Origin of the sequence: Rhodanobacter lindaniclasticus (assembly GCF_004799035.1) — a bacterium.
Classification (GTDB): Bacteria; Pseudomonadota; Gammaproteobacteria; order Xanthomonadales; family Rhodanobacteraceae; genus Rhodanobacter; species Rhodanobacter lindaniclasticus.
In genome coordinates this window covers 88,964-102,608 of the sequence record NZ_MWIO01000026.1, presented here as the reverse complement: position 1 = coordinate 102,608, position 13,645 = coordinate 88,964, and the positions used below count along the sequence as shown (strand labels likewise).

Below are 13,645 nucleotides of genomic sequence, written 5' to 3'. Positions count from 1 at the left end.
GAACCTTCCATGAACCGAACGAAAGTGCGTGTGCTGCTGGCCATGGCCAGCACACTGGCCACCTTCACGGCCGCCGCTACCGAGCCCAACGCCCCGGCGAGCGACCTGCTCGGCTTCACCCCCGCACACGCGGCCACCCAACTCGGCCTGGAGCAGCGTTTCGACGCCCAGCTCGATCCGGCCGAGCTGCGTGAATGGCTGAAGCGGATGGCTTCGGCGCCGAACCAGGTCGGCTCGCCGCACGACAAGGCGAATGCCGAGTTCATGCTGGAGCAGTTCCGCGCGTGGGGCTGGGATGCGCACATCGAGACGTTCGAGGTGCTGTACCCGACGCCGAAGAAAGTCGCGCTGGAACTGCTCGGGCCGCAGCCGTTCACCGCCACCCTGCACGAACCGCCGGTCGCCGGCGACGCCACCTCGGCACTGCCAGGCGTGCTGCCGCCCTACAACGTCTACGGCGGCGACGGCGATGTCACCGCGCCGCTGGTGTACGTCAACTACGGCATGCCGGACGACTACAAGGAGCTGGCCCGCCTCGGCATCGACGTGCGCGGCAAGATCGTGATCACCCGCTACGGCGGTGGCTGGCGCGGGCTGAAGCCGAAGCTGGCGCAGGAACATGGCGCGGTCGGCTGCCTGATCTACTCCGATCCGCACGAGGACGGCTACGCCCGGGGCGACACCTGGCCCGAGGGCGGCTGGCGCCCCGCCGAAGGCGTGCAGCGCGGCTCGGTCGCCGACATGCAGCAATATCCCGGTGACCCGCTGACACCCGGCATCGGCTCCACGCCCGGCGCCAAGCGGCTGGCGATCAAGGATGCGAAAACCCTGCTGAAGATTCCGGTGCTGCCGATCTCCCCCGCCGACGCCACCCCGCTGCTGAAGTCGCTGGGCGGCCCGGTGGCGCCCGCGACCTGGCGCGGCGCGTTGCCGCTGACTTATCACGTCGGCCAGAGCACGGCCAAGGCACACCTGACCGTGCTGTCGGACTGGAACCGCAAGCCGATCTATGACGTGATCGCGAAGATCGAGGGCGCCAGCGCGCCGGACCAGTGGATCGTCCGCGGCAACCATCATGACGGCTGGGTGTTCGGCGCATGGGATCCGTTGGCCGGCAACGTGGCCCTGATGGCCGAGGCCAAGGCCATCGGCGCCCTGCTCAAGCAGGGCTGGCGGCCGCAGCGCACCCTGGTCTACGCCAGTTGGGACGGCGAGGAGCCGGGCCTGCTTGGTTCCACCGAATGGGCCGAGGCGCACGCGAAAGAGCTGCAGGCCAAGGCCGTGCTCTACGTCAACTCGGACACCAACGGGCGCGGCTTCCTCGGTGCTGGCGGCAGCCATTCGCTGCAGCACCTGGTCAATCAGGTGGCTGACGGCGTGACTGATCCGGAAACGCAGGTGAGCGTGGGTGAGCGCCTGCGCGCACACCTGATGATCGAAGGCAGCGACTCCAAGGCGAAACCCGAAGCCAAGGCCAACGCCAAGCTGGCGGCCGACGGCGGTGATCTGCCGATCGAGGCGCTGGGTTCGGGCTCCGATTACAGCCCGTTCCTGGAGCATCTCGGCATCGCCTCGCTCGACCTGGGCTTCGGCGGCGAAGACGACAACGGCGGCATCTACCATTCGCGCTACGACTCGTTCGACCATTACCTTCGCTTCGGCGATCCCACCTTCGAGTACGGCGTGGCGCTGGCCAAGGTGGCCGGCCACATCGTGCTGCGTACTGCCGACGCGGACGTGTTGCCGCTGCGCTTCGGCGATTTCAGCCAGACACTGGACGGCTACGTCGGCGAGCTGCACAAGTTGATCGAGAAGACGCGCAAGGCCACGGCGCAACAGCACCAGTTGCTCGACGCACATGCCTATGCGCTGGACAGTGACCCGACCCGGCCGCTGCTGCCGCCGGCGCGCGACTCCGACGTGCCGGCGATCGAACTGGCCCCGCTGGATCGGTCTGCCGGCCAGCTGGAGCGAAGCGCGCAGGCCTTCCAGACCGCCTACGCGCGGCAGGCCGCCCGCGGCTTTGCCCTGCCGGCTGCACGGCTGCGCCAGCTCAACCGGCAGATGGGGCGGATGGAACAGCTCCTGACCGATGCCGACGGCCTGCCCGGCCGGCCGTGGTTCAAGCACTTCATCTACGCACCCGGCATGCTCACCGGCTACGGCGTCAAGACCGTTCCCGGCGTACGCGAGGCGATCGAGGCGCGACGCTGGGATGAGGCCGACCGCTACGCGACGATCACTGCGCAGGTACTGGACCGCTACCGCGCCCAGCTCGACCAGTTGACCCGTTTGCTGGCCCCGTCGAACTGATCGGCGCAAACCATGGCGAATCCACGGATGGATCGCCCGCGGGTCATCGTGCAGGCGCCGGCCCGTCGGAGCGAGGACGATGACGCTGACCCGTATCCCTTCATCGAGCATCCGCAAGCTGGACCCCGGCGCGTTGCCGCACTGGCGGCACGCCCTCGTACGGAGCTGAGCCGCACGTCGATCGCCTTCACCGTCGGCTTTCGGCGTGCCGCACCTGGCCATCACCGCGCAGCACGAAGCGCTCGATGGTCAGCGCCTCGGCGCCCATCGGGCCGTACCAGTGCAGGCGCGTGGTGGAGATGCCGATCTCGGCGCCCAGGCCCAGCTCGCCGCCGTCGCTGAAGCGCGAGGATGCATTGACCATCACGACGGCCGAGCGCAGCGCCTGCACGAAACGGTCGGCGGTGCCGCGATCCTCGGTGGCGATCACCTCAGTGTGGTCGGAGCCGAAGCGGCGGATGTGTGCGATCGCCTCGTCGACACTGTCCACCATGCCGATCGCCAGCTTCAGGCTGAGGAACTCGGCGGCGAAATCGTCCTCGCCGGCCGGCGCCATCGACGGGCACAACGCGCGCGTGCGTTCGTCGCCGAGCAACTCGACCCCGCGCTCGCGCAAGGTGGCGACCGCACGCGGCAGGAACGTCGCGGCCACGTCGGCATGCACCAGCAACGTCTCCAGCGCATTGCAGGCGGCGGGGCGCGAGGTCTTGCCGTCGACCAGGATGTCCAGCGCCTTGTCCAGATCAGCCTGCGCATCGACGTACAGGTGGCACACGCCCTTGTAGTGCTTGATCACCGGCACGCGCGCATGCTCGGTGACGAAGCGGATCAACCCTTCGCCGCCGCGCGGGATGACCAGGTCGACGATGTCCGACAACTGCACCAGCTCCAGCATCGCCTCGCGACTGAGGTCGTCCAGCAGCACCAGCGCGCCCTCCGGCACGCCCGCCGCACGCATGGCACCGTGCAGGCAGGCCGCGATGGCACGATTGGAGCGCACGGCCTCCGAACCGCCGCGCAGGATCACGCCATTGCCGGCCTTGAGGCACAGCGCCGCCGCGTCCGCGGTGACGTTGGGGCGCGCCTCGTAGATCATCGCGATCACGCCCAGCGGCACGCGCACGCGTTCGATCGTGAAGCCTTTTTCCGAACGTTCGCGGTGCGTCACCCGGCCGACCGGATCGGGCAGGGCCGCCACCTGGCGCACGGCGTCGGCGATGCCGCGCACGCGGCCCTCGTCCAGCGCGAGGCGGTCGAGCATGGCCTCGCCGATGCCCTTCTCCCGCGCCAGGCGCAGGTCTTCGGCATTGGCCGCGAGGATGGCCTGGACCTGCGCCTGCAGCGCGTCGGCCATCGAGCACAACAAGGCGTTGCGGGCTTCGGTGGAAAGCGCGGCGACCTGCACGGCCGCGCGCTGGCAGAGGATCGCGCTGTCGCGCACGGATGCCTTCATGGGCTCACTCCACAATCGGTGGTGACGACCAGGTCGTCGCGATGCACGACGCGTTCGCCGTAGCTGTAGCCGAGGCGTTCGCGGATGTCGCGCGTATGGTTGCCCGCGATGCGGTTGATTTCGGCGGCGCCGTACTGGGTGATGCCGCGGGCCACCACGAACGGTTCGCCGTCGGTGCCGTCGCCGACGATTTCGACCATGTCGCCGCGCTGGAAATCGCCGACCGCGTCGATCACGCCCTTGGGCAGCAGCGAGGCGCCATCGTCGCTGAGTGCGCGTGCCGCGCCGGCGTCGACGTGGATGCAACCGGGCACGGCCGGCACGTGCAGCAGCCAGTATTTGCGTGCCTGCAGGCGGGTGGCGCTGGTGCGCAGCAAGGTGCCGTGCAGCAGGTCGCGGCCAAGCAGGTTGACCACCTCGCTGTCGCGGCCATTGAACAGGATGGTCTGGATGCCCGCCGCGGCCGCCTTCTCGGCGGCCTCCAGCTTGGTGCGCATGCCGCCGGTGCCGACCCGGCTGCCCGCGGCGCCGGCCATGCCCATGATCTCGGCGGTCAGCTCATGCACTTCATCGACCGGCTGCGCATCGGGATCGCTGCGCGGGTCGGCGGTGTACAGGCCGTCGATGTCGGTGGCGATCAGCAGCATGTCGGCGTCGATCAGCGCGGCGACGATCGCGGCGAGGTTGTCGTTGTCGCCCAGGGTGAGCTCGTCCACCGCGACGGTGTCGTTCTCGTTCACCACCGGCATCACGTGGTAGGCGAGCAACTCGCTCAGGGTGGCGCGGGCGTTGAGGTAGCGGCGCCGGTGGCGCAGATCGTCGTGGGTCAGCAAGACCTGCGCCAGCGGGCGGTCGAACAGGCGCTGCCACAACGCCACCGTCTGCGTCTGGCCCAGCGCGGCCATGGCCTGGCGCGCGGCATTGCTGGTGTCCTCCGGCAGGTGCTGCATCAGCATTCGCCCGGCGGCGACGGCGCCGGAGGAAACCAGCACGATCTCGCGACCGGAGGCGTGACACGAGGCAATGAACTGCGCCAGGCCCAGCGCGTAGCGCGTGCTGAGCCCGCCGCCGTCGGCGGCGAGCAGGCTGCTGCCGACCTTGAGCACGGCGCGGCGCCATGGCGGAACGGTTTGCTGGCGGAACTTTCGAATCGGGGTCATCGTCCTCTGACAGGTGGGTCGGAAGCGGCTTATCGATGAAGACATGGCGACGACCTCGGCGATTGCAACCGCACCACGCCGCATCGATCGACGAGCACCTTCACGCCGGGTCCGTCATGCAGCTGTCGGGAAGGCGCGCGAGATCATCGCGATGAATCACTTCGGCACCGTGGCTGTAACCGAGCAATACCTCGATGTCACGGCTGTGCCGGCCACGCAACCGACGCACTTCGGCGGCGGCGTACTGGCTCAGCCCGCGGGCGATGCGACGCCCGCCGCCATCGACCACGTCGACCAGATCGCCACGCTGGAACTCGCCCATCACCGCGGCGATGCCGCCGGGCAGCAGCGACGCGCGCCCCCTGGCCAGCGCAGCGGCGGCGCCGGCATCGACCTGGATGCACCCGTTCGACGCTGGCGCGTGCAACAACCAGTACTTGCGCGCCTGCATGCGTGCCCGTGGCGCACGCACCAGGGTTCCATGCAGCTCGCCACGCGCCAGGGCTTGCACGGTGGCCGCGTCGCGACCGTCAAACAAAGCCGTCGCCATGCCGGCCGATCGTGCCTTGCCGGCCGCCTCCAGCTTGGTGCGCATGCCTCCGGTACCCATCCCTCCGGTGCTGCCTCCAGCCATCGCCATCACGGCAGGCGACAGTGTCTCGACCTGCAGGATCGGCGTGGCCGCCGGATCGCGCCGCGGGTCGGCGCTGTACAGCGCAGCGACGTCGGAGGCGATCAGCAGCAGGTCGGCATCGACCAGCGCGGCGACGATGGCGGCAAGGTTGTCGTTGTCGCCGAGCTTCAATTCATCCACCGAGACGGTGTCGTTCTCGTTCACCACCGGCAGCACGCCGAGCTGCAGCAGCTCGCGCAGGGTGGCGCGCGCGTTGAGGTAGCGGCGGCGGTTGCGCAGGTCGTCGTGGGTCAGCAGCACCTGCGCCACCGGCCGCGCGAACAGCGACTGCCACAGCGCGACCATCGGCGCCTGGCCCAGCGCGGCCAGCGCCTGGCGCGCGGCCAGCCCGCCGCCGGCGCTGGCGTGCCGGCGCAGCAGCGCACGCCCCGCCGCCACCGCGCCGGAAGACACCAGCACCACCTCGCGGCCTTCCGTCTGGCTGGCGGCGATGAACGCGGCCAGCGCCTCGGCATGACGCGGGGTGAGGCCGCCGCCGTCGGCGGCGAGCAGGTTGCTGCCCACCTTCAATACGGCGCGGCGCCAGGTCGGCAGCGCCTGTGCGGGCAGCTCGGTGTGCGCGTTCCCCGTGTCGATCGCCGCCATGCCCGTGTCTCCGCTTCAGTCGTCGAGTGCGCGCAAGCGCGCGTGCAGTTCATCCAGCCGCAGGTCGTGACCGGCGCCCGGCGACACGCGGGCGGCGAGGCTGTCTTCCGGCGTGCGCCCCTGCCCTGCCGACGCCGCAGCTTCCGCGGCGGCACGGTAGGCGTCGCGGAACGGCACGCCGGCGGCGGCCTGCTCGATCGCCACGTCGGTGGCGTACATCGCCGGCTCGATCGCCGCGCGCATCGCGCCCTCGTTCCACGCCAGCCGCGCCAGCAGGTCGGGCACCAGCTCCAGCGCCATCAGGCCGTGGCGCACGCCGTGGAAGATCGAACCCTTGGAGAACTGCAGGTCGCGCTGGTAGCCGGACGGCAGCGACAGCAGCTGCTCGATCTCGGTGCGCGCGGCGGCCACGCTGGCGTAGCTGGCGCGCAGCAGTTCGATCACGTCGGGATTGCGCTTGTTCGGCATGATCGAGCTGCCGGTGGTGTACTCGGCCGGCAGCGCGACGAAACCGAACTCGGCGGTGGTGAACAGCGACAGGTCCCAGGCCAGCCGGCGCAGGTCGAGCAACGCGCCGCCGATCGCCTCCAGCACGGCCATCTCGAACTTGCCGCGCGACAGCTGCGCGTAGATCGGGCTGAGCTGCATGCGCGCGAAGCCGAGCGCCTGGGTGGTGTGTGCGCGGTCGAGCGCAAGGTTCACGCCGTAGCCGGCGGCCGTGCCGAGCGGGTTGGCGTCGATCAGCGCCAGCGTCTGCCGCGCGCGCAGCACGTTGTCGATGAAGCCCTCGGCGAAACCGGCGAACCACATGCCGGTGGATGACACCACCGCGCGTTGCAGGTGGGTATAGCCCGGCAGCGGCAGCGCCGGCTGTGCCGCACGGTCGAGGCAGACTTCGGCGATCGCGCGGCAATGCGCTTCCAGCGCGATGAGCTTGTCCTTCAGCCATAGGCGCGTGGCGACCAGGATCTGGTCGTTGCGGCTGCGCCCGGTGTGCACGCGGCGGCCGGCGTCGCCCAGGCGCTCGGTGAGGCGGGCCTCGATCGCCGAATGGCCGTCCTCGTAGCGCTGGTCCAGCACGAACGCGCCGCCGGCGAAGTCGTCGGCCAGCGCATCCAGCTCGCGCTTGAGCGCGGCGGCCTCGTCGGCACTGACCACGCCGATATGTTCCAGCCCTTCCACGTGCGCCTTGCTGGCGGCGATGTCGTGCAGGAAGAACTCGCGATCCAGCAGCACGTCGTCGCCGGCGAGGAAGCGCATGATCTTCGCGTCGATCTTGATGCTGGATTTCTGCCAGAGGGGTTGGGTCATCGTCGGCTCTCGTCTGATTGTTCGTCACTCCGGCGAGGCACTTCTCAACAGTGAAGCTGGTCAAGCCGGAGCCCGGTGTGGTTACGCGCTGAAGGCACTGGATACCCGCTTGCGCGGGAATGACGGCGATCAGGCGGGAATCGCGGTGTATTCGTCGACGCCGATCGCGCGGTTGATGTTCTGCATCGCCTGGGTGGCGGCGCCCTTGAGCAGGTTGTCCAGCGTGGCCACGATCACCACGCGCTTGCCGTCGGCCGACACGGCGAAGCCGCCGATCTCGGCGTAATGCTGGTGCGCGACGCGGCTGACCCACGGCGCCTCGTCGGTCACGCTGACCAGGTTCTCGCCGTCGTAGGCCGCGTGGAAACGCTGCAGCACGTCCTCGCGCTTCAGCGCCCGGGTCAGGTACAGGTTGCTGGTGACGGTGAGGCCGCGGAAGTGCGGCGCCACGTGCGGCATGAACTCCACCGGGATGCCGAGGCGGAAGCTGGCTTCCTTTTCGTGCATGTGGCCGGTGAGCGCGTACGGCATCAGGTTGTCGCGCAGCTTGTCCGGGTCGTTCTTGTCCGACGGCGTGGTCCCGGCGCCGGAGTAGCCGGAGACGCCGAAGCACACCGGCGGCGCGGCCAGCAGGTCCTTCAGCGGCGCGATGGAGAGTTCCATCGCGGTGGCGTAGCAGCCGGGATTGCTGATGTGCCGCTCGCCGCGCCAGTTGCCGCGGGTGAGTTCGGGCAGGCCGTAATACCAGGCCTGGTCGAAGCGGTAGTCGGCGGAGAGGTCGACGATGAGCGTATCCGGCGCCGCCTGGTCGATGGCTTCCACATAGGGCGCCGCCTTGCCGTTGGGCAAGGCGAGGATCACCACGTCGGCGCGCTTGGCCGCCACGGCGGCGGGATCGAGGCTCTCGTAGCGCAGCTCGCCCGCGTAGGCATCGCTGTGCTCGCTCACGCGCTGGCCGTCCAGCTCGCGCGAGGAGACGAAGGCCAGCTGCAGCGCCGGGTGCGCCGCGATCAGGCGGATCAGCTCCATGCCGGTGTGGCCGCGCGCGCCGACGATGCCGATCGTTTTCTTGTCGTGTGTCACCGATTCACTCCTGCGCTGCTGTTGCCCCTCCCCCTGCAAGGCAGGGGGAGGTTGGGAGGGGGTGAGGCTTTTGATCTTCCATCAAGATCAAGAGCGACCCCACCCCAGCCCTCCCCTGCTTCGCAGGGGAGGGAGTTGATGTCTCAATCCACCAGCGTCGGCTGGCGCTGCGCGCAATGCGCCACGCAGCGGGCGATGCTGTCGAAGCTGCCGTCCAGGCCGTACCAGAACACCTTCCAGCGCGGCTGCTTGAGGCAGCCGTCGGACTCGGCGTAGTAGAAGATGTTGACCGGGTTGTGATGGCGCGAGCGCCAGAACAGCTGCGGATTCTCCTCACGCATCACCTGCCACACGGCGCGGCCCAGGCCTTCGCCCTGCGCGTCGTCGAGCACGGCGAACTTGTCCAGGTAGGGCAGGTCGCCTTCCATGGTGAGGATCATCGCGGCGCGGTAGTTCTCGCTCACGTAGATGCGGTATGGCTGCGTGCGCTCGAAGTAGTCCGGCACCAGGGTGCGGCCGAAACTCGATTCGATCAGCGTGCGCATGCGCGCCAGGTCCACGCCCTGCCACGACTCGAAGCGCTGCACCTTCTCGCCGCGCCGCACCAGCGTGCCCGAACCCTTGTGGGTGAACAGTTCCTTGGCCAGTTCGGACGGCCGGGTGATCGACACCGACGAGGTCAGCGGCAGGTCGGCCAGCAGGTCGGCGATCTGCTCGATCTTCAGGCGCATGCCGCCGTTGATCCACGGCTGCGCCATCAGCTGCTCGTACTCGGTGCTGAGGTTGATCGAGTCGATCACCTTGCCCTCGCCGTCGAGCAGGCCGCCGGTGCCGGTGAGGAAGACGATCTTGTACGGCTGCAGCACTCGCACCAGTTCGTTGGCGGCAACGTCGGCGTTGACGTTGAGGAGCTGCCCCTCGTCGGTCTCGCCCAGGCTGGCGATCACCGGGATCGAGTTCGCGCGCAGGCTGGCCTCGATCGGCGCCAGATTGATGCTGTCGACCTTGCCGACCAGGCCCAGGGTGTCGCGGTCGAGGTAGCTGGCCATGAACACGCCCGACGGCACCGCGGTGGCACGGGTGTCCATCGACTGCAGCGCCTCCACCAGTTTCAGGTTCTGCTGCATGAACACGCGGCGCACGATGCCCAGCGCCTTCGGCGAGGTCACGCGCAGGCCGCCCACCGTCTGCTTCACGATGCCGGCGGCGGCCAGCTCCTCATCCAGTTGCGGGCCGGCGCCGTGCAGCACGATCGGGGTCAGCCCCACCTGCTGCAGGAAGGTCAGCGACGAGGCGAGGTCGGCCAGCTCGTCGCGCAGCACCGCGCCGCCGACCTTGACCACGGCGAAGCGCTTGGCGTCCAGCGCGGAGAAGCGCTTCAGGTACTGCTGGATTTCCTTCGCGCTGCCCATGCTCGAGAGCAGGCGCACGATGGTCTTGCGGGTGTTGTGCTTAGCCGTGTCCATTGTTTGTTCCTTGCGCTCATCCATGATCGCGGGGGTCAAAAACCGGCCGTCCCTGGCCGGACTTCTCAACGATTCGGTAAACCGTTTGCGCATAGTGTTCGAGTTGATCCAGCGCGACCCATTCGTCGGCGCTGTGCGCCTGGGCGATGTCGCCGGGGCCGTAGACGAAGGCGGTGTAGCCGGCGGCGGAAAACAGCGCAGCTTCGGTCCAGAAGTCCACCGCATTGCCCACGGGGATCTCCAGCTCGTCGGCCAGGTCACGCGCGGCGAGGCGGCGGATCTCCGCCGTGGCGGTGTCGCCGGCCGGCAACGAGGGGCCGCGGAAGGTTTCGTCGAACTCCAGCGGAGCCGGCTCGACCAGATTGCGGAAACGGATCAGCAGATGATCCGGATTCATCGTGGGCAGGGCGCGGAAGCCGAAGCGCACTTCCGCCGTCGGCGCGATCATGTTCGCCTTGATGCCGCCCTCGACGCGGCCGATGTTGAAGCGCAGGCCGGTGAGCCCGCCGAAACGTTCGTGCGACTGTGCCGCCACGAAATCCAGCGCGGCGCTGCCCCAGCGCACGGCCTGGTGCAACGCGCTGTCGCTGGGCTTCTGCTCACCCGAGGCGTGACCCGCCTGCCCGGCGAAACGCATCAGCACCGACTGGATGCCGCGATGGGCCAGCACCGCCTCGCCCCGGGTGGGCTCGGCCACGATCACCGCTTGATAGCCCCTCTCCCGCCGGCAACCCTCAGGGAGTCCCCTTGCGGGTGAGAGGGGTTGGGGTGAGGGTGCGCTCGAAGCCGGATCTCCGGCTCCGCCCGTACCCTCACCCCGGCCCTCTCCCAGGGGGAGAGGGGGAAAAGACTGCAAAAAGCCGGCGATGCAGCGCGCATCGTTCGCTTCCTCGTCGGTGCTGAACAGCAGCGCCAGATCGCCGTCGCTGGCGTTCGCCACCGCCAGCAGCGCGGCCGCCGCGCCCTTGATGTCGCAGGCACCGAGGCCGATCGCGCGATCGTCGGTGATCCGCAACGTGTGCGGGTCGGCCGTCCAGGCCGGCGAATCCGGCACCGTGTCCAGATGCACGTTGAACAGGTACTTCGGTTCGCCGCGCACGGCGTGCAGCGCCACCGCGCCGGCACCGAAATCGGTCACCGTCACAGTGAAGCCCGGCAGCTGCGCGCGCAGGTAATCGAAAATGCCGCCGGTGTCGATCGCGCGCGGCGGGTTGCGCGTGTCGAAACCGACCAGCGCTTTCAGATGCTCCAGCGTGGCGTCGAGCAGGGCGCTCATCCGCGATTGACCTCGGCCCACAGCGTGCTGCTCATGCCGAACAACTTGATGAAGCCCTCGGCCTCTTCCACGCCCCAGTCGGCCGACTGCGCGTAGGTGGCGCCCCTGGCGTTGAGGATGTGCTTCGACTCCACCGCCACCGCGCCGACGCTGCCGCCGTTCGTCTCCAGCGTCACTGTGCCGTTGACGGCAGACTGGCTGGAGGCCAGGAATGCTTCCAGGTCGGTCTTTAGCGGATCATGGAAGAAGCCCTCGTAGACCAGCTCCACCCATTTGCGCGCCACCTCCGGCTTGAAGCGGTTCTGCTGCTTGCTGAGCACCGCTTCTTCCAGCGCGCGATGCGCGGCAAGCAGCGCGGTCAGCCCCGGTGCCTCGAAGATGATGCGGCCCTTGAGGCCGATGGTGGTGTCGCCGGTGTAGAGGCCGCGGCCCACGCCATAGGCGGCGAACAGGCCGTTCAACTTCGCCAGCATCGTATGCCCGACGATCTTTTCTCCATCCAGCGTCACCGCCTCGCCACCGACGAAACCGATCTTCACCTGCAGCGGCTTGGACGGCCATTCGGCGCGCGGCTTGCACCAGCCCACCGCGCCGGCACCGGGCGCCTGCCACTGGTCGATCTCGCCGCCGGACATGGTCAGACCGAGCAGATTCTCGTTGATGGTGTAGGCCTGCTGCTTGGCGCGTACGCCGAAGCCGCGTTCCTCCAGATACTTCTGCTCGTAGGAGCGCGTCTGCGTGTGCTCCTTCTGGATCTCGCGGATCGGCGCCACGATCTGGTAATCACCCAGCGCCTTCACCGCCAGGTCGAAACGCACCTGGTCGTTGCCCATGCCGGTGCAGCCGTGCGCGATCGCCTTCGTGCCCAGCTCGGCGGCGCGCTTCAGCGCGGCCTCGACGATCAGGTAGCGGTCGGACACCAGCAGCGGATACTGGCCCTGGTAGCCCTCGCCTGCCCACACGAACGGCTTGACGAAGCCCGCCCAGATCGCCGGGCCACCGTCGATGGTGACGTGGCTGGCCACGCCCAGTTCCTTCGCGCGGGCCTCGATGAAGGCCCGCTCCTCTGCGTCGACGCCGCCGGTGTCGGCGAACACGGTGTGCACGGCCCAACCGCGCTCCTGCAGGTAGGGCACGCAGAAGCTGGTGTCGAGGCCGCCGGAGAAGGCGAGGACGATGTCTTTGCTCATGGCTTGCAGATCCTGGATTGATTCAGTCGGATGCGACAACGGTGCGCGGCTCGCAGCGCACCGGGAAATTCACGGAGTTGGCAATGAAGCAGGCGTGGTGCGCAACTTCGTGCGCGGCCTCGGCCTTGGCCGGGTCGCTGGCAGCGCTGATCGTCACCACGGGACGCAGCACCACTTCGGCGAAGCGGCCGCCGTCGCCTTCGGTGACCATCGTGCCTTCGGCGGCGTCGGTATAAGCCGTCACCACCACGCCGGCCACGGTGGCCATGTGCAGATAGGACAGCATGTGGCAGGTCGACAGCGCGGTGACCAGCATGTCTTCCGGATTGTGTCGGGTGGCATCGCCGCGAAAGGTCGGATCGGACGAGCCGGCCAGTTCGGCTTTTCCCGCGATGCGGATCACATGGTCGCGGCTGTAGTTGCGATAACCGTCGGTGCCCGTGCCGAGGTTGCCGGTCCATTCCACCTCGACGTGATAGTGATGTGGATGATTCACGATGCTTGCTCCTGTTGTGCCATCAATGCGGCCAGTTCCGCGTCGCCATTGCCGTCGCGCTCGCGCAGGCCGGCGATCACGCCGGCTCGATTGCGCGCGGGGTGGTTCTGGTTGAGCTTGAACTTGCCCTCGATGCGCTCGACCGCGACTTCGAGGCCGACGATCGCGCGCAGGGATTTTTCGATGTGGTCGTCCGGCGCATCGGTGATCTTCCACGGCTGCGGCTGGCCGGCCTCATGGCGATCGGTCAGGGTTTCCAGCAGGCGACGCAGCCAGGCCGCGTCGTCGATCACCTTCAAGCGGCCATGCACGTGCACCACCGCGTAGTTCCAGGTCGGCACCTCGCGATGCGTTTCCTGCTTGGTCGGGTACCAGTTCGGGCTGATGTAGCCGTCCGGCCCCTGGAACACCAGCAGCACCTCGGCGCCGTCCAGCCGCGCCAGTTCGTTGCCTCGCGCGACATGGCCGTGCAGCAGCCCGCCGACCAGCTCGAACGGCAGGTGGTTGGCGACCAGGCCGTCCGCCGCCTTGGCCACCACGGTGGCGAACGGATAATCGTGGATCATCCCATGCAGGACCTCCACGCGCGTTTCGGCGAAATGCTTCGGCATGTACATG

Annotated in this window: 11 protein-coding genes; 1 reads left to right on the top strand and 10 read right to left on the bottom strand. The window is 68.6% G+C overall.

The genetic code is table 11. The features are described 5' to 3' along the window. The first annotated feature begins 9 nt into the window (after positions 1-9). Complete coding sequence (locus tag B1991_RS09135) at positions 10-2,313, top strand: transferrin receptor-like dimerization domain-containing protein (RefSeq protein ID WP_136258415.1); 2,304 nt, start codon at positions 10-12, stop codon at positions 2,311-2,313. Positions 2,314-2,500: 187 nt separating this feature from the next. Here the strand turns inward: B1991_RS09135 and B1991_RS09130 are convergent, their stop codons facing one another. The 10 genes from B1991_RS09130 to B1991_RS09085 form a co-directional block, all read right to left on the bottom strand. Beyond that, on the bottom strand, positions 2,501-3,766 hold the full coding sequence (locus tag B1991_RS09130) for a glutamate-5-semialdehyde dehydrogenase (RefSeq protein WP_136258414.1): 1,266 nt from the start codon (positions 3,764-3,766) through the stop codon (positions 2,501-2,503). Continuing rightward, positions 3,763-4,926, bottom strand: coding sequence for a glutamate 5-kinase (gene proB / locus B1991_RS09125; RefSeq protein ID WP_136258413.1), 1,164 nt, complete (start codon positions 4,924-4,926; stop codon positions 3,763-3,765). Before proB (B1991_RS09125) ends, B1991_RS09130 begins: the two co-directional genes overlap by 4 nt. 100 nt (positions 4,927-5,026) lie before the next feature. Continuing rightward, on the bottom strand, positions 5,027-6,205 hold the full coding sequence (gene proB / locus B1991_RS09120) for a glutamate 5-kinase (protein WP_136258412.1): 1,179 nt from the start codon (positions 6,203-6,205) through the stop codon (positions 5,027-5,029). A gap of 15 nt (positions 6,206-6,220) precedes the next feature. Next, positions 6,221-7,516 (bottom strand): argininosuccinate lyase, encoded by a 1,296-nt coding sequence (locus B1991_RS09115; protein ID WP_136258411.1) that lies wholly within the window; start codon positions 7,514-7,516, stop codon positions 6,221-6,223. Between the two features lie 129 nt (positions 7,517-7,645). Beyond that, positions 7,646-8,599, bottom strand: coding sequence for an N-acetyl-gamma-glutamyl-phosphate reductase (gene argC, locus B1991_RS09110; protein WP_136258410.1), 954 nt, complete (start codon positions 8,597-8,599; stop codon positions 7,646-7,648). Positions 8,600-8,742: 143 nt separating this feature from the next. Then, complete coding sequence (locus tag B1991_RS09105; RefSeq protein ID WP_136258409.1) at positions 8,743-10,065, bottom strand: acetylglutamate kinase; 1,323 nt, start codon at positions 10,063-10,065, stop codon at positions 8,743-8,745. 16 nt (positions 10,066-10,081) lie between these two features. After that, on the bottom strand, positions 10,082-11,341 hold the full coding sequence (locus B1991_RS09100) for an acetylornithine deacetylase (protein WP_136258408.1): 1,260 nt from the start codon (positions 11,339-11,341) through the stop codon (positions 10,082-10,084). Beyond that, positions 11,338-12,531 (bottom strand): argininosuccinate synthase, encoded by a 1,194-nt coding sequence (locus B1991_RS09095; protein ID WP_136258407.1) that lies wholly within the window; start codon positions 12,529-12,531, stop codon positions 11,338-11,340. The genes B1991_RS09100 and B1991_RS09095 overlap by 4 nt, the downstream gene beginning before the upstream one ends. Before the next feature lie 22 nt (positions 12,532-12,553). After that, the gene (locus tag B1991_RS09090; RefSeq protein WP_136258406.1) at positions 12,554-13,027 is read right to left on the bottom strand and encodes an OsmC family protein; all 474 of its coding nucleotides are present in this window, start codon (positions 13,025-13,027) and stop codon (positions 12,554-12,556) included. Continuing rightward, entirely contained in the window at positions 13,024-13,644 is a 621-nt protein-coding gene (locus B1991_RS09085) for an FMN-binding negative transcriptional regulator (RefSeq protein ID WP_136258405.1), read from the bottom strand. Before B1991_RS09085 ends, B1991_RS09090 begins: the two co-directional genes overlap by 4 nt. Between the last annotated feature and the right edge of the window lies 1 nt (position 13,645).